Consider the following 18641-nt stretch of genomic DNA (forward strand, 5'->3'; position numbering starts at 1 on the left):
TGTCGGCGAGCGGATGACGGGATCGCTCAGCTGGCCGCGAGGCGCTTCTTCTCGACCTCGACATCGAAGTCGGCCGCAGGCCACTGCGGGTCGATGTCCTCGAGCGCGTCGATGAGCAGCTCCTGCACGGCCAGGCGCGCGTACCACTTGCGGTTCGCCGGCACCACGTACCACGGCGCCTCCGGCGTCGAGGTGCGCTCGAACACCGTCTGGTACGCCGCCATGTAGTCGTCCCAGTGCATCCTCTCGTCGACGTCGCCGGGGTTGTACTTCCAGTGCTTGTCAGGCCTGTCCAGCCGTTCGGCCAGCCGCTCCCTCTGCTCGTCGCGCGAGATGTGCAGCATGACCTTGACGATGCGGGTCCCGGATGCCGCGATGCGGCGCTCGAAGTCGTTGATCGCCCCGTACCGGCGCTCGATCTCGGCCTCATCGGCGAGGCCGCGCACACGGCCGATCAGCACGTCCTCGTAGTGCGAGCGGTCGAACACGCCGATCATGCCCTGCCGAGGCAGACGCCGCTCGACGCGCCAGAGGAAGTCGTGCGCGAGCTCCTCCTCGGTCGGCGCCTTGAACGCGGCGAAGTCGACGCCCTGAGGGTCGACGCCGCCCACCACGTGCCGCACGATGCCGCCCTTGCCCGCCGTGTCCATCGCCTGCAGCACGAGCAGCACGGCGTCATGGCCGTCGCCCATGCGGCTGGCCGCGAACAGCCGCTCCTGCAGCTCGTCCAGCCGCTGCTCGCGGGCGCCGAGCAGCGCTGTCCCGGTGGCCTTGCCGCCGTCGAAGCCCGGATGCGAGTCCGCATCGACGTCGGCGAGCGAGAACCCCTCGTCGACCCTGAGCAGCTCTGCCGGTTCGGTCGTCCACGCGTGCGTCGCCATGCAGACATCATGCCCTTCCTCCGACGGAAGGTGGGAGCGCGTGTCGGATCGCCTTCGAGCCGCAGTGTCGGTGGCCTCCCCCACAATCGGATCCATGGACACCACCGTTCTCGTCATCGTCGTCGCGGTGATCGCCGCCGCCCTCGCCGGAGTGCTCGGATTCCTGCTCGGCGCGCAGCGCGGCCGTTCGGCCGATGCCGCCCAGCAGGCGGAGGCGACGGCGGCGCTGCTGCGCGTCGCCGCGCTCGAGAGGGATGCCGAGGCACTGCGCGCCGAGACCTCCTCTCGGGTGCACGAAGAGCGCGCGCTCGCCGATCGTCGCGTCGCCGAGGCGCGGCAGCTGGGCGAGGCCGCCGTGGCCGATGTCCGCCGCGAGGCGCAGGAGCGGCTCGAGCACGAGCGCACCGAGCACGTGCGCAGGCTGGCCGAGGTCCGCGACGAGGCGGACGCGGATGTGCTGGCCGAGCGCAGGCGCGCGACCGAGCGGCTGGAAGAGCTGAAAGCCGATCAGAAGCGCCTCGCCGACGAGTTCGACGCGCTGAGTCGCAGGGCTCTCGAGGCCAACACGAAGGCGTTCCTGCAGCAGGCCGAGGAGCGACTCAAGCGCAGTCAGAGCGAGGGAGCGGCCGAGCTGCAGAAGCGGCAGGACGCCGTGCAGCAGCTCATCGATCCGATCCAGAAGACCCTCGACACGGTGAAGTCCGAGATGACGACGGCCGAGAAGTCGCGGTTGGAGGCGCATGCGGCGCTCGCGGAGCAGCTGCAGATCATGCGTCAGTCGTCCGAGACCCTCGGATCCGAGACGCGCAATCTGGTCAATGCGCTGCGCGCCCCGCAGGTGCGTGGGCGATGGGGCGAGCTGCAGCTGCGACGCGTGGTCGAGGCGTCGGGCATGGTCAACCACGTCGACTTCGACGAGCAGCTGCATCATGCGACCGATGACGGCGCGCTGCGCCCCGACCTCGTGGTGCACCTCGCGGGCGACAAGCGCGTGGTCGTCGACTCGAAGGTCGCGTTCAGCGGCTACCTCGAGGCGATGGAGGCGACCGACGACGCGGTGCGCACCCAGCGGCTGCAGGCCCACGCCCGTCACCTGCGCAAGCACATCGACGACCTCGGCGCCAAGGAGTACTGGGACGTCGTGGCCGGGTCGCCGGAGTTCGTGGTGATGTTCGTGCCCGCCGAGCCGTTCCTCGCGGCGGCCCTCGACCAGGATGCGACGCTGTACGAGTACGCGTTCGAGCGGAACGTGGTGATCGCCACGCCGTCCACCCTCATTGCTCTGCTGCGCACGGTCGGGCACGCATGGCGGCAGGATCAGCTGGCGCAGGAGGCGCAGCAGATCTTCACGGTGGGCAAAGAGCTGCACAAGCGCCTCGGAACGCTGGGCCAGCACCTCGCCAGGCTCGGGCGCAGCCTCAACTCCACGGTGGACGCGTACAACCGGTTCGCGGGGTCGCTCGACCGCAATGTCGTGACGCAGGCGAGGCGCTTCAGCGCCCTGCAGGGGCTCGACGATGTGCTCACCGAGACCCAGCCGGTGGAGGCGCAGGCCGTGGCCCCGCAGAAGAGCGATCTGTACGCGCTCGAGGCCGGCGACGCCGACCCGTCGATCCCCGGCGAGCGATATGCCAGCGCCGACCTCGGCGAGATCACCAGCCGGCTCGACTGACGAGACGGCTCGACTGACCAGTCGGCTCGACTGACCAGCCGGCCCGACTGACCAGCCGGCTCAGCGCTCGAGCGGCTCAGCGCTCGAGCGGGACCTCGATGATCTGCGGTCCGCCTGCCGGCGATGTCAGCGCCTGATCGAGAGCCGAGCGCGTGCTCACCTGCAGGAACTCCCAGCCGTACGCGGCCGCGAGCTCGTGCACGCGCACACCGTGCGGGGTGTAGAACGCCCGGTCGAGATCCGCCGCGGCCGCAGACGACGCGACCTCGAGGCCGTCGAAGATCGTGCCGCCGCCGTCGTTGCCCACGATCACCTGGATGCGCGGCCCAGGTTCGTCACCGGGCAGCAGCAGCGCGCCGACGTCGTGCAGCAGGGTGAGGTCACCGAGCAGCACCCGGGTCACACCGGGGGCGCCGTCGGCTTGGCTCGCCAGCGCGATGCCGATGCCCGTGGCCACCGTTCCGTCGATGCCGGCGAGCCCCCGGTTCGCATGCACGGGAACCTTCTTGCCGCCGAGCACCTGGTCGGCCACCCGCACCAGCCGGGACGAACCGAACACGAGCCGGTCGTGGGGCCAGGTGGCCCGCCACACGGCATCCACCAGAATCCGCCTGTCCACCCGCATGCGCACGGCATCCAGCTCGGCGCGCACGGCGTCGAGGCGCTCAGCGCTGTCGTCGGAGTACAGGCCCTTCTGATCGGGGGCGGGCGCGCTGAGGTCCACCACGCGGCGCTGCGACGCCGACATCCATGCGCCCAGCCATGCGCGATCCGCCGCGCCGGGCTCCACGGCAGTCGCGGCGACCGCCCGCGTGCGGCCGTTGAGGTTGATCGCCTCACCGCCGCGGCTCACGGCGATCACGTCGACCTCCGTGCGAGCGAGCAGCGCGGCGACCTCGCGGCTGAGAGTCGGATGACCGAAGACCACGGCGCGCTCGACACGCCCGCCGAGCGTCTCATCGCGCAGGAGCTCCCGGTAGCCGTGGACGAGGAGGCGACCGAAGCGCGCCCCGCTGACGATCTCAGCGATGAGCGGCCAGCCTCCGGCGTGCGACAGCTCCTCGGCATCCGGCCCGGCATCCGCCCCGGCGATGACGACCGTACGGGGCCCCCGCGACAGCACGACGGGATCCACCCGAGACGCGACGGGCGCCTCCCCCGGCGTCGCCGTGACATCGGCGGCGGCCGAGAGCGGCTCGCGGCTGGGCAGGTTCAGGTGCACGGGCCCCGCCACTCCCGCGAGTCCGTCACCCTCGAGGCCGAGAGCGGCGCGCACTGCTCGCGCGGCGAGTCCCGACCACGCCGTGCCCCCGGTCGGAACGGTCGGATCATCCGGGCCGCCGTCGGCGTGTCCGTCGGTGACGCGCCGACCGGCATCCGTCTCGTCCGAGAACTCCGACGCACCGGGCACCTCGGCGTCGATGTGCAGCCGCACGAACGGTCCGAAGATGCCGGGCTGGACGGTCGCCTGGTTGGCTCCCACACCGCGCAGCTCGGGCGGTCGGTCGGCGGTCAGCAGCAGAAGGGGGACACCGGCGTGGAACGCCTCCATCGTCGCGGGGAGCAGATTGCCTGCGGCCGTGCCCGACGTGCACACCACGGCGACCGGAGCACCGCTCTCGCGCGCGAGTCCCAGCGCGGTGAACGCGGCGACGCGCTCGTCGATGCGCACGTGCACCCGGAGGGCGCCGTTGCGGGCCAGCGAGATCGCGGCGAGCGCGAGGGCCTGAGACCGCGAGCCGGGCGAGAGCACCAGGTCGCGCACGCCGTGCCCGATGAGGTCTGCGAGCAGTGCTGCTGCCGCGTCGCTCGCAGGCGAGGCGGTCACGAGCGCGGATCCGTGCCGTCGGTCTCGTCGTCCAGACGCGCCAGCTCTTCTTCCAGCTGCCGGATCCGTGCGTCCTGTTCGGCTGTGCTCATCCGCCGCAGCGCCTCCGGGTCGTCGTCGGGCCCCGTCACGAAGTCGGTCATCTTCTCGCCGCGTCGACGGCGGCCGATCCAGAACCACAGGATGCCCCCGATGACCGGCAGCAGCACGACGATCAGCACCCACGCGCTCTTCGAGACCCCGCGGTGCCTGCCTGCCGGCTGCACGGCCACGTCGACGATGCTGAACACCCAGAAGATGACAGCAAGAAATCCGCCGACGATCAGCACCCGAACCATATCTCCAGTGTAAGTCGCCGGATGATGCTGCGGCTGTGCCCCCGACGGCGCACAGCGGGCGCCTAAGCCCCGTTCGTAGACTGTCGGGGTGAAGCTGCCACCCCTCCTCGTCTACACCGTGCTGCGGCTGCTGGCGTTCGCCGTTCCGCTGGGGATCCTCTGGCTCTTCCCTGTCTTCCGCGAGTACTGGTGGCTCGCCGCGCTCTTCGCCGCACTCATCGGCATGAGCATCTCGCTGCTGTTCCTGCGCGCGCCGCTGTCGCAGGCCTCGCGCGAGATCTACGCGAAGCGCACCAGGGCCAGGGACACGACCGACGAGGACGCCGAGGACACCGTCTCAGGCGAGTGACCCCGGCCCCGACGCCGTTCAGCGGCGGAAGACGACATGCGTGACCCCGCTCTCGGCGACCTCGCTGACGATCTCGTAGTCGTTCTCGAGACCGCGCAGGTCGTCCCAGATGCGCTCGCCCCGCCCCAGCACGATCGGCGCGACCGCGAGGTGCAGGCGGTCGACCAGGCCCGCCTTCACGAACTGCCTAACCACGTCGACGCCGCCGCCGATGCGCACATCGGCATCGCCTGCCGCCTCACGCGCCTGCGCCAGGGCATCGTGCGGTGATGCGTCGATGAAATGGAACGCCGTGCCGTTGTCGAACTCGATCGACGCTCGCGGCGTGTGGGTGAGCACGAACACCGGCACTTCGAACGGTGGCTCCTCACCCCACCATCCACGCCAGCCGGGGTCGTCGCCGAACAGGTGCAGGCCGAACATGCCTGCGCCCATGATCTCTGCGCCCGTTCCCTCGAAGTACGCGCTCGCGTACTTCTCGTCGATCCCGGTGGTGCCGGCACCCGAGGTGTCGCCGAGCACCCGCTGCCGCATCGTGCGGGTGGCGACGTAAGCGGCGACGAGACGTGACCAGTCCTCGCCCATCGGGTTCTCCGGCGTCTGGTCGGTCGTCGTCGCGAAGCCGTCGAGCGAGACGTTGAGGTCGATCTTCACGGTCATGGGTTGTCCTCTCAGCCGGCGGATGCCGGGTTGCTGGCCTTGCCGTCGAGCCAGAGCTCGTCAGACGGGTCGGCGTGCGCACCGTCGCTGCCGACGTGCTTCGCGCTTATCCGCGGCCCCTTGGTGATCACGTGCACGAGCGCCATGCCGTACCCGCGCGACAGGTCGTAGTCGGCCTTGAGCCATTCGAGGATCGGCGTGGCCTTGGTGCCCGCGCCGAAGCCCCTCTCGGATGCCAGGTCGATGAACTGCCGGGGCGTGAGCCCCGTCTTGGTCTCGATGTTGTCGAGGTATGCCTGGAACGACATGCCGGTCCTCACTCCGCGTCTGTCTGGATGATGACGGCGGAGGAGTGGATGCCGATGAGGCGCATCCGTCCGCCGCCGGTGTTGGTGAACTTGTGCGGCACGAATGCCGGCCCGGTGACGGTGTCTCCGGCGGTGGCGACGATGCGCCGGTCTCCGACGACGAACGTCGCCTCGCCTTCGAGCACCACCCAGGTCTCAGGATAGGGATGCCAGTGCAGGCGCGCCCCCTGGCCTGGCTGGTTATCGACGAAGAAGTACGAGATGCCCGCGCCGTGCTCGGCGCCCTCGAATCGGCGGGTGAGTCCGCTGCCGATCCCGATCTGCGCTGCGCCGACCAGCGTCGGCTCGGCGAGTGTGTCGATCATGATGCCTCCTGTGGTGTGCGAGCCACTCTTCCGCCGCCCGGCCGGCACCCATAGAGTTTCGATGTGGATCGAAACATGCGCCCCGCCGGTGCCCCGCCGGAGGGCATGGAGCATCCGGACCACCGCGTGGACTTCCAGCTCAGCCCCGGCGACATCCAGGCCGTGCGATTCGGCGTCTCCCCTGGACACGAGCTCGCGCACGCGGTGCGCGTCCTGCTTCGGCCGGCTCAGCACCCGCTGCAGTGGGGCTGGCTTCGACGCGTGCGTGAGCGCCTGCCGCGAGAGCCCTTCGCCCTGCTGACCCAGATCATCGGCACCGACGGCTACCTGCCCGACTTCCTCACGACGGATCCGCGGTGGGACCTGACCCCGGCGGACGAGCTCGCCGCGCTGCGCGAGGCCGCCCTCCCCGGCATCCGGGTCGATCTGGGGAAGATGGTCCTGCGCTCCTCCGGCGAGCGCCAGGCCACGCTGACGCGCATGCGCTCAGACCCCGAGCGCGCACGAGAGCTGATCGCGGACGCGTGGGAGCAGGTGTGGGATGCGGTGCTCGCGCCGGCCTGGCCGCAGCTCGAGCGGCTGCTGCGCGCCGACATCGCCGTGCGTGCCCGCACCATCACCACCGGAGGGATCGCGGCGATGGCCGGCGACCTGCACCACACCGTGCGGTGGAGCGACGGCGCGGTTCGGGTGAAGCTGCGCCGTCACAGCGAGGACGTCGACTGCCGCGGCGGCGGGCTCGTGCTCGTCCCCTCGGTGATGTCGTCATGGGGGTGCATGGTGATCACCGAGCCACCCGCGCAGCCGACGCTCTTCTACCCCGCGCGCGGCGTCACGGCGGGGTGGGCACGGGATGCCGCGGATCTGGCCGGCGCGCTCGGTGCGCTGCTCGGGCCGGTGCGCGCGGGCATCCTGCTGCAGGCGCACATCGCACGCACGACGTCGCAGATCGCCGGCGACGCCGGCATCGCGGCATCCACCGCCTCCCACCACCTCACCGTGCTGCGCGATGCCGGGCTCATCGCCAGCAGCCGCGAGGGCAACCGGATGATGCACCTGCGCACGCCACTGGGCGAGGCTCTGGTCGGCGCCACCCTCTGACGCCGCCGGCCTCAGCCGACGAGCGCCCAGTACACGAGACCCGCATAGGCGAGCGCCGTCAGCGACGTGAGGCCCAGCGCGGCGACCAGCTCGCGCGGCTGACGGTACGACCAGACGATGACGATCGCCACCAGCCCTGACAGCAGGGCCAGCATCGCCATCCATGCGATCGGGTACAGCAGCGCGATCCATGCGGCGAGGCCGAACGGGATCAGCACGAAGAGCGTGAACAGCACCTGCGTCGCACGCCTGCCGATGAGCACGGTGAGGGTGCGCTTTCCGGCGGCGCGATCCTGATCGATGTCGCGCAGGTTGTTGGCGAGCAGCACGGCGCAGGCGAACAGGCCCGCCGCGACTGCCACGATCCACGCCACGGTCGGCAGGTACTGCACCTGCACCCAGGTGGTGCCGAGCGTCGCGACGAGCCCGAAGAAGACGAACACGAACAGCTCGCCCATCGCGTTGTAGCCGTACGGACGCTTGCCTCCCGTGTAGAACCAGGCGGCGACGATGCACAGGGCCCCGACGGCAAGCATCCACCACTGCTGCGATCGGACGACGATCGCGAGACCCGCCACCGCGGCCAGCGCGAAGAAGACGAGCGCGACCGCGAGCACGCGCTTCGCGGGAACTCGACCCGATGCCGTCAAGCGGGCGGGGCCGACCCGATCGGCGTCGGTGCCCCGGATGCCGTCGCTGTAGTCGTTCGCGAAGTTCACGCCGATCTGCAGCAGCACGGCGACAGCGAGGCAGGCGAGTGCGATCACCCAGTGGAAGAGGTGATCGACCACCTGCGCGGCGCCCGTGCCCAGCACGACCGGAGCGACCGCGAGTGGAAGCGTGCGCAGGCGCGCCGCGCCGATCCAGTCCTTCGCGGTCACCGGCTCGAGGGCGAGCACCGGCCGCCTGGCCGGATTGCCGCCGGGGCGACGCCGCTGCGGGGCGCGCTTCTTCGTCTTCTTGGAGGAACCTGCCACGCCAGGAATCCTACTTGCCGGGGCACGGCCTGCCGCGGCCGCGAGCCCGCGGTCAGACCGCGGTGACTATCGGTCGGTGCTCGTAGAAGGTCTGCAGCACGACGGTCGTGCGTGTTCGCACATTGGCAGCGATCCGGATGTCGCGCACGAGCTGTTCGAGGGCCCGCGGCGACGCCACCCGTACGAACAGCATGTAGGCCGCGTCGCCGGCGATCGAGTGGCATGCCTCGATCGCCGTGAGGTGCTCGAGAAGTTCGGGGGCGTTGTCGGGCTGAGCGGGATCGAGCGGTGTGATCTCGATGAAGGCCGAGAGAGGTGCACCCACCTGCTCGGGGTCGAGCACAGCCTGATAGCCCGAGATCACACCGCGAGCCTCGAGTCGCTTGAGCCTCGACTGCACGGCCGACGTCGACAGGCCGACTGCCTCGGACAGCTGTGCGAGGGTGGCGCGCCCGTCACGTGATACGGCGGCGAGGATCGTGTGGTCGACAGAGTCATCCATAGATGGAATAATAGTCGTGAAACATACGCAATGCCGGAAATTTTCCGGCCTGTCCCACGATCGGAGGGTTCGATGTCCACCATCACCAGCGCCACCCACAGCATCATCGGCGAGCCTGAGGTCGTGGAAGACGCCTCCGTCGCCGAGCACAGCGACGCCTGGAAGCTCCTCAAGGACGCCGCGATCGCGATCCGCCCGACGCAGATCAAGGACGGCTCGATCCCCGACGCCGACGACCGCGAGGCCGCAGCCGGTCACGTCGCGGCGATCATCGCGGGCATCCGGGCTCTCACCCCCGCCTTCCCGCACGACGCCGCCTACCTCGACGCTCTCGTCGTCGACTTCCAGCGCTGGGCCGACGAGGGCTTCGGCGTGCCCGACTTCCTCGACTCGCTGGTCGCCTTCCAGCCCCAGCAGCACCGCATCGACGGCATCCGTCACCTCGTCGTCTTCCCGATGTACACGCAGAACGGCTCGAGCGACCGCCTCGTCGAGGCGCTCATCGTCGAGACCATCTGGCCGGAGTTCATCGCAGACCTCGAGGCGGGCGACTACGGCAACAAGCTGTTCGTCTCGCTGCGCCTGGTCGACTTCACCCCCGGCTACGACACGAACTCGGCCGTGCTGTTCCCCGAGACCGTCGCGATGCGCGAGATCCCGTCGTTCACCTGGGGCGCGATCTTCCAGGACCGCGAGGCGGCCCGCTACCGCCGGGTCGTGCGCGCGGCATCCGAGATCACCAATCTCGATCTGCCCGAGCGAGCTGCGGCGATGCTCGATGACCAGCAGATGACCGAGAAGACGTTCGTGATGTGGGACATCATCCACGACCGCACCCACATGCGCGGCGACCTGCCGTTCGACCCGTTCATGATCAAGCAGCGCATGCCGTTCTTCCTCTACTCGCTCGAGGAGATGCGCTGCGACATGACGGCGTTCCGCGAGTCGGTGAAGATCGAGCGCGCGTTCGACGCCCGCGTCGCCGCGGGCGAGACCCTCACCGAGACCGAACAGGAGATGCACGACTATGCGCACCTCGTGCAGTACGCGGTGATCTTCGACCGCATCTTCCGCTTCGCGATCACCGGCACCCGCACGCGCAACTACGACGCCGTCGGCGGCCAGCTGCTGTTCGCGTGGCTGCACCAGCGCGGCGTGCTGCACTGGACCGACACCGCCCTCGCCTTCGACTGGGACAACGTGCCCGACGCCGTCGTCGCCCTCGGCGACGCGATCGACGACCTGTACTGGCACTCGATCGACCGCCCGAAGACCGCTCACTGGCTCGCCGCCTACGAGCTGGTCCGGGGCACGCTCACCCCGCACCCGGCCTCGCAGTGGGCGCGCGGCCTCTCGGACGAGATCCTCGCCGGTGCACCCAAGGGCTACACCGACGCCGTGATGGACGACGAGTTCCCGCTGTCGATGTTCTTCGAGACCCTCGACAAGAAGATGAAGCCCGTCATCGAGTCGACCGTCGGCATCCGCGGCACCGACGACTGATCGCCGACCCGGTCGGAACCCACCTCTCCCGCACGGATGTCGGCGGCGAACACGCATGTCGGCGCAGAACGGCATGATCCGCCGACATCCGTGCATTCCGCCGACATCCGTGCACGAGAAGGAGCACCCATGACCGCCGACCGCACCGTCGTCCTCGCCGGCGCCACCAGCGAGGCGGGCCTGGCCGCGGCCGTCGCGCTGATCGACTCCGGCGCACGGGTGATCGTCACCGGCCGCTCGGAGGAGCGGCTCGTGCCGCTTCGGGATGCCGGGGCGCAGACCGAGGTCGCCGACGCCACCTCGTATGACGAGATGGCGTCCCTCGCCGAGAGGCTCGGTGCCGTCGACGCGGTCATCCCGCTCGTCGGCGGCTGGCGCGGCGGCGGCGGTCTCGCCGGACAGAGCGACGAGGACTTCGCCGCGCTGCTGCCCGCTCTGCAGGCCGTGCGCGCGACAAGCCGCGCCTTCGACACGAGGATCAGGGCATCGGATGCCGGCCGCTTCGCGATCGTGTCGTCGACGGTCGTGACGCATCCACTGGCCGGAGGCGCGAACTACGCGGCCATGAAGGCGGCGAGCGAGGCGTGGGCCCGGGCTGTGGCGCAGGGGTACGCCAAGGCCGCTCGGGATGCCGGTGACGAGCTGCGCGCGGCATCCGTCGTCTTCCGCGCCCAGGGCGGACTGCAGGCCGACGCGCTGTCGCGCGCGGTGGTCGCACTCTGGGACCGGGATGCCGTGGCGCTGAACGACTCGGTGATCACCCTCGACTGAGCGGGTCAGAGCTCGGACGCATCACCACGCGCCGACGCGCGGAACGATCGGCAGCCGATGTCACCGGTGCGGCTCGTCGGTCTCGGGCGTGTGCGAAGTGTCGTCCGCCGCCCTCTCGGAGTGATGCGCGCCTGCCTGGCCGCCGCGCGCGGCGACCGGGTCGAGTGCGAGATCGATCGGCGGCGCCGACTCGCCCTCGGCGGTACCGGCCATGGACGTATCGGCCTCGTCGGGCCCGGGTGCCCGTGCGTACAGCTCGGTGAGCAGATGATACGAGCGCGTGAAGAATGCGAGACCGGCCGCCACCACCATGATGAGGCCGGCGAACAGGCAGATCAGCGCGATGCCGCGGGCCTCGCCGTCGCCCAGCAGCCATCCCCACTGCGCGCGCCCCGCATCGTCGCGCATGTACGGGATGATCAGGAACTCGGCTATCGGTGCGATGAGGAACGCGGTCACCGGCGCTGCGGCCGCCTCCATCGCCTGTGCCATGCCGAAGACCCGACCTTGCCTGGCGTAGGGCACGACCTTCTGGATGACGGTCTGCTCGGCCGCCTCGACGGGCGGCACCATCATCATGTACAGCCACATGCCGACCGCGAACAGCGGCCACCACTCGCGCAGCATGAAGACCGCTCCGAGGATGCCCATGCCGATCACCACCAGAAGCATGGTGCGCACAGGGCGCTTCCCCAGCCCGAACTTCGCGACCAGCGCACCGCCGATGAGGAAGCCCGTCGACGCGAATGCGAGCACGATGCCCCACATCTGCGGTGAGAAGAGGGTGAGTCCATAGGGGTCCATCAGCGCCATGTACACGCCGCCGATGAGGTTGTTGAACGTCGAGAACACGATCAGGGCGAACAGGCCGGGCGCCTCGCGGATCGCCTTCACGCTGCCATGGAAGTCGAGCGCGCTCGGTGCATCGGGGTCGCGCTGGGGCGCCTTCTCGGGGATGCGAATGAACAGCAGGTGCGCGAAGGTCAGCCCCATGGCGACGATCGCGATGATCAGCGTCCATCCCATGCCGAGGAACCCGATCGACAGGCCCGAGAACACGCTGGTCACGAGGAAGGCGATGCCCTGCACCGTGCCGACCAGGCCGTTCGCATTCGCGTGCTTCTCTTCGGGGATCAGCAGCGTGACCGTCGTCGACAGGGCGATGCTGCGCAGCTGCTCGATCACGCCGCCGACGAGGATGATCACGGCGAAGGCCCAGAACCACGGCCCGCCGATGTCGAGCAGAGCCGATTCGGGCTGCCACAGGTAGAGCAGCCCCGCCGCGCCGAAGGCGACGGCGGACACCACGCTCGAGATCACCATCACGGTGTGCTTGCGGTAGCGGTCGACGATCGTGCCGAACACCATCGAGAAGAACGCGATGAGCAGCATGTACGCACCGCCGATCACCCCGGTGGCCAGCACCGACTGAGTCTCGATGTACACCCAGAACGTCAGCGCGAACCACAGGAAGCTGGTCGTCACGTTGGCGATCAGCGTGTTCACGAGCACGTTCGTGAAAGCCCTGGTCTTCGCTGATGCGGTCACGGATTCGAGGGTAATCTCGGGCGCCGACATCCGACAGGCCTCGTCGCGGATCCGCGCACCGGCCGACCCGTAAACTCGGACGGTGAGCACTCTGCATGACACCGCCGTGCGCGGCTTCGCATCCGACAACTACTCCGGCATCCACCCCGAGGTGCTTGCCGCCATCGCGGCCGCGAACGACGGCCACCAGGTCGCCTATGGCGAGGACCAGTACACCGAGCGGCTGCAGGAGGTCTTCCGGTCGCATTTCGGCGAGAGCGCCCAGGCGTTCCCCGTCTTCAACGGCACCGGGGCGAACGTGACCGGTCTGCAGGCGATGCTCCCCCGCTGGGGCGCGGTCATCTCGGCATCCACCGCGCACATCAACGTCGACGAGGGCGGCGCGCCCGAGCGGATCGGCGGCTTCAAGCTGCTCACCGTGCCGACCGACGACGGCAAGCTCACCCCCGAGCTCGTCGACCGCGAGGCCTGGGGCTGGGGCGACGAGCACCGCGCGCAGCCGCTGGCTGTCTCGATCACCCAGTCGACCGAGCTCGGCACCCTGTACACCATCGACGAGATCAGGGCCCTCGCCAACCACGCGCACGAGCGCGGGATGAAGCTGCACCTCGACGGCGCCCGCCTCTCGAACGCCGCCGCCGCCCTCGATGCGCCGCTGCGCGCCTTCACGACCGACGCCGGAGTGGATGTGCTCAGCTTCGGCGGCACCAAGAACGGGGCCATGCTCGGCGAGGCGATCGTCGTGCTGAATCCGGATGCCGCTGACGGGCTGCCGTTCAGCCGGAAGTTCAACATGCAGCTGGCGTCGAAGATGCGCTTCGTGTCGGCACAGCTGATCGCCCTGCTCGAGGGCGACCTGTGGCTGCGCAATGCACGGCACTCGAACGCCATGGCGCAGCGCCTGCGCGCCGAGGTCGAGCAGGGCATCGCCGACGGCAGCATCCGGGGCGTCGGCTTCACGCAGGCCACCCAGGCGAACGGCGTGTTCGCGACGCTGCCCGACGGGGTCGCCGACAGCCTCCGCGAGAAGTTCCGGTTCTACGACTGGGATGCCTCGCGCAACGAGGTCCGCTGGATGTGCTCGTTCGACACCCAGGAGTCCGACGTCGACGCCTTCGTCGCCGAGCTCTCCCGCCTGACGACAGCCTGACGCCACCGACGCCGCCGACGCCGCCGGCATCTCCGGCATCTCCGGCATCTCCGGCATCTGGGCATCCCCGCCCCTGCTGGACTACCTCGCCCCTGCTCATCCACGTGGATGAGCAGGGGCGAGGTAGTCAGGAGGGGGCGAGGATGCCGGGTGTGCGCGCGGCGCGCCGGGTGTGGGCGTGCGCCGTGCGCCGGGGGCCCGGCACCGCGGGCTGAGCTCAGGCGCCGGGCGACCCCATCCACTCCCGGTACGCGTCGACCGTGAAGGGGCGTCCGAGGAACGCCTCGACCAGGTCCGCGGCATCGCGGCGCCCGCCGGGCTCGAGGATCTCGCGGCGGTAGCGCGACGCCGACTCCTCGTCGAGCAGGCCGGCGAAGCCGGTGAGCAGGTCACGCGCGATCACGAGGCTCCACTGATACGTGTAGTAGCAGGACCCGTAGCCGGTGAGATGCCCGAACGACGCGTAGGAGTGCGTGCCCGGCAGGGTGCGCACGGGCGTCGACGTCCGGTACCAGTGGTCGGTCGCCGCGGCGAGGTCGGCCGGGCGGTCCATGTGCAGGTGGTACGAGACGCGGGCGTGCCCGAGCTGGGTCCGCGTGAGCAGCGCGCGGCCGAACGCCTCCGCCTCCCGCATCCGCTCGACGAGGTCGGCCGGGATCGGAACCCCGGACTCGTCGGTGGCGAAGGGGGCGAGCACCTCGGCATCCCACACCCACTCCTCGAGCATCTGACTGGGGGCCTCGACGAAGTCCCACTCGGTGGCGACTCCCGAGAGGGGCGCCCACTCCTGGTCGCCGCCGAGGATGTCGTGCACGAGATGCCCGAACTCGTGGAAGAACGTCTGCACCTCGCGGTGCTCCATGAGCCCCCGCGGGAAGTTGCACACCAGCGCCGCCTCGGGCAGCACGCGCCCTCGGACGCCCGGAGCGAGGGGGAAGCAGGCGGCGTGGTTGAACTTGCCCTCGCGCGGGTGCAGATCGAGGTGGATGCGGCCGATCCGCGTCCCCGCCCGCACGACGTCGTACGAGCGGACATCCTCGTGCCACGTCGGCACGACGACCGGCACGTACTCGATGTCGAACAGCCGGCCGGTGGTCGACAGCAGCCCGCCGAGCACGCGCTCGACGTGCAGGTGGCGACGCACCTCCTGCGCGTCGACCGCGAAGCGCTCCTCGTGCAGGCGTGCGAGCAGGTAGTGCAGATCGGCGTTCGTCACCTCCGTCGCGTCGGGGACGTCCTCGCGCAGGCGCGCGAGCAGCAGGTCGTACTCGGCGTCCGCCGCGGCGCGAGTGGCCTCGTCGACCTCGGCGAGGAACGACGCGACGCGGGCCGACGACCCTGCCATGCGATCCTCGGTCTCGTAGTCCGCCCAGCTGGCGTACCCGAGCAGCTCGGCATGCTGCTGACGCACGTGCAGCAGCTCTGCGAGCACGGGATCGTTCTCGGGCCAGGCCAGCTCGCTGCGCGCGATGCGCAGCGCCGTGCGGGTGCCGCGGTCGTGCGCATACGTCATCACGGCCATGACGTCGAGGTTGTCGGTCGAGACGGCGACGAGCCCGTCGTCTCCCACAGGACGGTCGGCGAGGAAGTCCGCCGGAAGGCCGGCCAGATCATCAGGTGCGACGCGGATCTCGCGGCGGCCCTCGCGGATGCTGCGGGCGAACGCGACGCCGAGCTCGGTCTCGCGGGCTGCGAGCTCTCGCACGCGCTCGCGGGTCTCGGCATCCCGATCCGCGCCGCCACGACGGAAGTCGCGGCGGATCCTCTTGATGAGCCGCGCGGCGTCGGCGTCGAGGCCGGTCGCGTCAGCGGCGGCGAAGACCGCCGCGAGCTCGGCATCCGTCATCAGCTCGGCGTCCTTCGCCTGCGTCGCGGCAGTGCGAGACTCGGCCCCCTCGCGGACTGCCCGCTCGGGGTGCACCTCGGCGAGCACCTCGGCCTCGCTGTGGGCGCTGCGCAGTGCGATCTGCAGGTCGTTCCAGAGCTGCAGGATCTCGAGAGCGCTGCGAGAGGTGCCGTCCTTGAGCGCGGTCACCGCCTCGTCGACCTGTGCGAGGCGCTCGTCGGCGCGGGTGGTCGCGAACGCGAGCCAGGCTTCGGGTGCGGCGGGGAAGGCGATGGGTTCGGTCACCCGACCGAGCCTATCCGCGCGACTCGTCCCACGGCGGGTCTCGCCGTCTTCGCCCCTGCCCATCGACGCCGCCCCTGCTGATTCACGTTGCTCAGCGGGGGCGAGGACGCTCAGCGGGGGCGAGGACGCTCAGCGGGGGCGAGGACGCTCAGGTCAGAGCGCGGATTCGGCGAGCCACTCGGCGTCGGCGCGGCGGTAGTCCTCCGCGACGAACTCCTCGGGCACGCTCTCGAGGATGCGGTGCCACGACTCGGCCCTGGCGACGGCTGCGAGGCGGTTCGCCGCGGGCAGAGCCGCGCGCAGCTCAGCCATCGGGGCGAGGTCGCTCCACACCTCGAGTGCCGCATCGGCGATCGCGAGCACGCGCGGGTCGTTCTCGGAGGCATGGATCGAGCGCGCGTACACCGCGAGCGGGATGCGCAGGACGGCGAGCGGGGAGGACGCCACGGCGTCGCCGAAGTCGAAGAAGCGGGCCCCGTGGTCACCGACGAAGGCGTTCGCGTCGTGCAGGTCGTTGTGGTCGAGCGCGAGCGGCAGCCCGAGAGCCGCGACCTGGTCGCCGGCGGCGCCGACGACCTCGACCGCGGCATCCGCCGCCGCGCGGAACTCCTCCGGGATCCGCCACTCGTCACGCGTCCTGACGAGGTGATCCCGGATGCCGGCGGGATCGAGCACGGTGAGGCGCATGTCATCGACCACGGGCACCGAGGTGCGTGCGAGCAGCATCGCGTCGTGCAGCAGGGGCTCCCAACCGACGGCGGCCCCCTCGGCGAGCGCCTCGCGCCAGGTTCTGCCGGCATCACGGGTGAGCAGCAGATCGCGCTCCTCGTCGAGTGCCACAGGTTCGACGATGAAGTCGGGCGCGATCCGAGACAGCACCGAGGCGATGCGCGCCTCGTGCTGCTGACCCGGGCAGTTCTGCTTCACGTAGAAGCACCCGCGCTCGGCATCCACCCGCCACACCCCCGACCAGGGGTGGTCCTTGACCCGCGTCAGCGCTCGCACCGCGCCGGTGTGCGGCGAGATCCAGTCACGCAGCTCGTGCTCGAAGGCCGTGCTCTTCCAGACCTCGGGCGTCCAGGCCATCTCAGCGCAGCAGGCCGAGGTGGGCGAGGGCCTGGCGGATGAGGGTGCCGCGGCCGCCCTCCAGGTCTGCGGCGAGCGCGTCGGAAGCCGCCTCCTCCGGCGAGAACCAGGTGACCTCGAGCGCGTCCTGGCGCGGCTCGCAGGTGCCCGTCACCGGCACGACGAACGCGAGGGACACGGCGTGCTGACGGTCGTCGTGGAACGCGCTGACGCCGGGGATCGGGAAGTACTCGGCAACCGCGAACGGCGCAGGCGAGGCCGGAAGCAGCGGGAACGCCATCGGCCCGAGATCGTTCTCGACATGACGGAACAGCGCGTCGCGGATCGTCTCGCCGTAGCGCACCCGGCCCGACACGATCGTGCGGGTGATCTCGCCCAGTGGCGTGGAGCGCAGCAGCACGCCTATCGAGGTGACCTGGCCCGATCCGTCCGTGATGACGGGGATGGCCTCCACATACAGCATCGGCAGGCGGCGGCGCGCCTCTTCGAGTTCGATGTCGGTGAGCCAGCCCGGGTTCGCGTCGACCGGGCGCGCGCCGTCGAAGCCGAAGTCGTCGTCGGGCTCGGGGCCGGGATCAGGTGTGCGCACCGCCATGGCTCTTTTCTACCAGCGTCAGACGGTGCTGGCAGGATGTCAGCGTGACCGTCTCGATCGATTCCTCCGTGACCCTGTGGTCGCCCGAGCCGCGCGAGGGCAAGCCCCTGCTGGTGCTGCTGCACGGCTATGGCGCAGACGAGCGCGACCTGTTCGGGCTGATCCCCTACCTGCCGGAGGGGATCGCGGTCGCCGCGGTCGCGGCTCCGCTCACCCCGCCCTGGCCGATGCCCGGTCGGTCGTGGTACGCGATCGATTCGCTGAACACGCGGGATGCCGCGGGAATCACCCTCGCGGCCGAGGCGCTGCTCGCGTGGCTCGAGGGCGCGGCCGCCGACGCGCCGTCCGTCGCGCTGCTGGGTTTCTCACAGGGCGCGGCGGTCTCTCTGCAGGCGCTGCGTCTCGATCCCTCGCGGGTCGACGCGGTCGTGGCGCTGAGCGGCTACGCGGCGCCAGGGGAGCTGCCGCACGACGCGGTGCTGCAGGAGCAGCGTCCGCCCGTGTTCTGGGGACGAGGCACGCACGACGACGTCATCCCCGTACCGCTCATCGATCACACCGCGCAGTGGCTGCCGGCGCACGCCGCACTGTCGGGCCGCGTCTACCAGGGTCTGACGCACTCGATCTCGGAGCAGGAGCTCGCCGACGTGCACGTCTTCCTGACGCAGTGGAAGGACTCGGCCGAGAAGAAGGCCTCCTGACGCGACACGCCCGGGTTGCGCGTCTGCCTGCTCGCCGGTAAAGTCGCAGAGTCCTGTCCGCCGTGTCTGGAAGTCCATTGATCTGATTCGTCGCCTCTCCGCGTAAACATCCACGCGCTGATCCGACGAACCCGCCTTCCGGCAGGACCTGCTCCGCAGTCGAGCCTTCGACGTC

Annotated in this window: 19 protein-coding genes; 7 read left to right on the top strand and 12 right to left on the bottom strand. The window is 70.3% G+C overall.

Annotated features, from left to right (window positions below):
- Positions 1-26 precede the first annotated feature (26 nt).
- Complete coding sequence (locus FVO59_RS02500; RefSeq protein ID WP_182254306.1) at positions 27-881, bottom strand: polyphosphate kinase 2 family protein; 855 nt, start codon at positions 879-881, stop codon at positions 27-29.
- A gap of 94 nt (positions 882-975) precedes the next feature.
- Between FVO59_RS02500 and FVO59_RS02505 the strand changes: the two genes are divergently transcribed.
- Positions 976-2553 (top strand): DNA recombination protein RmuC, encoded by a 1578-nt coding sequence (locus FVO59_RS02505; RefSeq protein WP_182254308.1) that lies wholly within the window; start codon positions 976-978, stop codon positions 2551-2553.
- 76 nt (positions 2554-2629) lie between these two features.
- On the opposite strand, the gene FVO59_RS02510 is transcribed toward FVO59_RS02505, so the two are convergent.
- Positions 2630-4381, bottom strand: a complete 1752-nt coding sequence (locus tag FVO59_RS02510; protein WP_182254310.1) for a thiamine pyrophosphate-binding protein — start codon at positions 4379-4381, stop codon at positions 2630-2632.
- Positions 4378-4719, bottom strand: a complete 342-nt coding sequence (locus FVO59_RS02515; protein ID WP_182254312.1) for a PLD nuclease N-terminal domain-containing protein — start codon at positions 4717-4719, stop codon at positions 4378-4380. The genes FVO59_RS02510 and FVO59_RS02515 overlap by 4 nt, the downstream gene beginning before the upstream one ends.
- 88 nt (positions 4720-4807) lie before the next feature.
- On the opposite strand from FVO59_RS02515, the gene FVO59_RS02520 reads away from it, so the two are divergent.
- On the top strand, positions 4808-5068 hold the full coding sequence (locus tag FVO59_RS02520; protein ID WP_182254314.1) for a DUF4229 domain-containing protein: 261 nt from the start codon (positions 4808-4810) through the stop codon (positions 5066-5068).
- A gap of 18 nt (positions 5069-5086) precedes the next feature.
- On the opposite strand, the gene FVO59_RS02525 is transcribed toward FVO59_RS02520, so the two are convergent.
- From FVO59_RS02525 to FVO59_RS02535, 3 genes are read right to left on the bottom strand one after another with little or no spacing between them, the layout of a single operon-like run.
- Positions 5087-5728, bottom strand: coding sequence for a dihydrofolate reductase family protein (locus FVO59_RS02525; RefSeq protein WP_182254316.1), 642 nt, complete (start codon positions 5726-5728; stop codon positions 5087-5089).
- An 11-nt stretch (positions 5729-5739) separates the two neighbouring features.
- Complete coding sequence (locus tag FVO59_RS02530; protein ID WP_182254318.1) at positions 5740-6036, bottom strand: DUF4287 domain-containing protein; 297 nt, start codon at positions 6034-6036, stop codon at positions 5740-5742.
- An 8-nt stretch (positions 6037-6044) separates the two neighbouring features.
- The gene (locus FVO59_RS02535) at positions 6045-6401 is read right to left on the bottom strand and encodes a cupin domain-containing protein (protein ID WP_182254320.1); all 357 of its coding nucleotides are present in this window, start codon (positions 6399-6401) and stop codon (positions 6045-6047) included.
- 63 nt (positions 6402-6464) lie between these two features.
- On the opposite strand from FVO59_RS02535, the gene FVO59_RS02540 reads away from it, so the two are divergent.
- Positions 6465-7502: an ArsR/SmtB family transcription factor gene (locus tag FVO59_RS02540; protein WP_259363386.1), complete on the top strand. Its 1038-nt coding sequence runs from the start codon at positions 6465-6467 to the stop codon at positions 7500-7502.
- A gap of 11 nt (positions 7503-7513) precedes the next feature.
- Here the strand turns inward: FVO59_RS02540 and FVO59_RS02545 are convergent, their stop codons facing one another.
- Entirely contained in the window at positions 7514-8479 is a 966-nt protein-coding gene (locus tag FVO59_RS02545) for a 1,4-dihydroxy-2-naphthoate polyprenyltransferase (RefSeq protein WP_182254322.1), read from the bottom strand.
- Positions 8480-8531: 52 nt separating this feature from the next.
- Positions 8532-8981, bottom strand: coding sequence for an Lrp/AsnC family transcriptional regulator (locus tag FVO59_RS02550; protein ID WP_275943029.1), 450 nt, complete (start codon positions 8979-8981; stop codon positions 8532-8534).
- Between the two features lie 72 nt (positions 8982-9053).
- Here FVO59_RS02550 and FVO59_RS02555 point away from each other — a divergent pair, with 72 nt between their 5' ends.
- Positions 9054-10484 carry a DUF6421 family protein gene (locus FVO59_RS02555; RefSeq protein ID WP_182254324.1) on the top strand — a complete coding sequence of 477 codons (1431 nt, stop codon included), beginning with the start codon at positions 9054-9056 and terminating at the stop codon, positions 10482-10484.
- Between the two features lie 129 nt (positions 10485-10613).
- Complete coding sequence (locus FVO59_RS02560) at positions 10614-11255, top strand: SDR family NAD(P)-dependent oxidoreductase (RefSeq protein ID WP_182254326.1); 642 nt, start codon at positions 10614-10616, stop codon at positions 11253-11255.
- Positions 11256-11315: 60 nt separating this feature from the next.
- Here FVO59_RS02560 and FVO59_RS02565 read toward each other — a convergent pair whose 3' ends face one another.
- Positions 11316-12833 carry an MFS transporter gene (locus FVO59_RS02565; protein ID WP_182254327.1) on the bottom strand — a complete coding sequence of 506 codons (1518 nt, stop codon included), beginning with the start codon at positions 12831-12833 and terminating at the stop codon, positions 11316-11318.
- 52 nt (positions 12834-12885) lie between these two features.
- On the opposite strand from FVO59_RS02565, the gene FVO59_RS02570 reads away from it, so the two are divergent.
- Positions 12886-13953 carry a threonine aldolase family protein gene (locus FVO59_RS02570; RefSeq protein WP_182254329.1) on the top strand — a complete coding sequence of 356 codons (1068 nt, stop codon included), beginning with the start codon at positions 12886-12888 and terminating at the stop codon, positions 13951-13953.
- A 217-nt stretch (positions 13954-14170) separates the two neighbouring features.
- Here FVO59_RS02570 and FVO59_RS02575 read toward each other — a convergent pair whose 3' ends face one another.
- The 3 genes from FVO59_RS02575 to FVO59_RS02585 all read right to left on the bottom strand — a co-directional run bounded on the left by FVO59_RS02575 (position 14171) and on the right by FVO59_RS02585 (position 17765).
- Positions 14171-16084, bottom strand: coding sequence for a M3 family metallopeptidase (locus FVO59_RS02575; RefSeq protein WP_259363388.1), 1914 nt, complete (start codon positions 16082-16084; stop codon positions 14171-14173).
- Between the two features lie 153 nt (positions 16085-16237).
- Positions 16238-17170, bottom strand: a complete 933-nt coding sequence (locus FVO59_RS02580) for a hypothetical protein (protein ID WP_182254333.1) — start codon at positions 17168-17170, stop codon at positions 16238-16240.
- A gap of 1 nt (position 17171) precedes the next feature.
- Entirely contained in the window at positions 17172-17765 is a 594-nt protein-coding gene (locus FVO59_RS02585; RefSeq protein WP_182254335.1) for an NUDIX hydrolase family protein, read from the bottom strand.
- A gap of 44 nt (positions 17766-17809) precedes the next feature.
- Between FVO59_RS02585 and FVO59_RS02590 the strand changes: the two genes are divergently transcribed.
- Positions 17810-18466 (top strand): alpha/beta hydrolase, encoded by a 657-nt coding sequence (locus FVO59_RS02590; protein WP_259363389.1) that lies wholly within the window; start codon positions 17810-17812, stop codon positions 18464-18466.
- Positions 18467-18641 lie beyond the last annotated feature (175 nt).

Source organism: Microbacterium esteraromaticum (assembly GCF_014084045.1).
Lineage (GTDB): Bacteria > Actinomycetota > Actinomycetes > Actinomycetales > Microbacteriaceae > Microbacterium > Microbacterium esteraromaticum_D.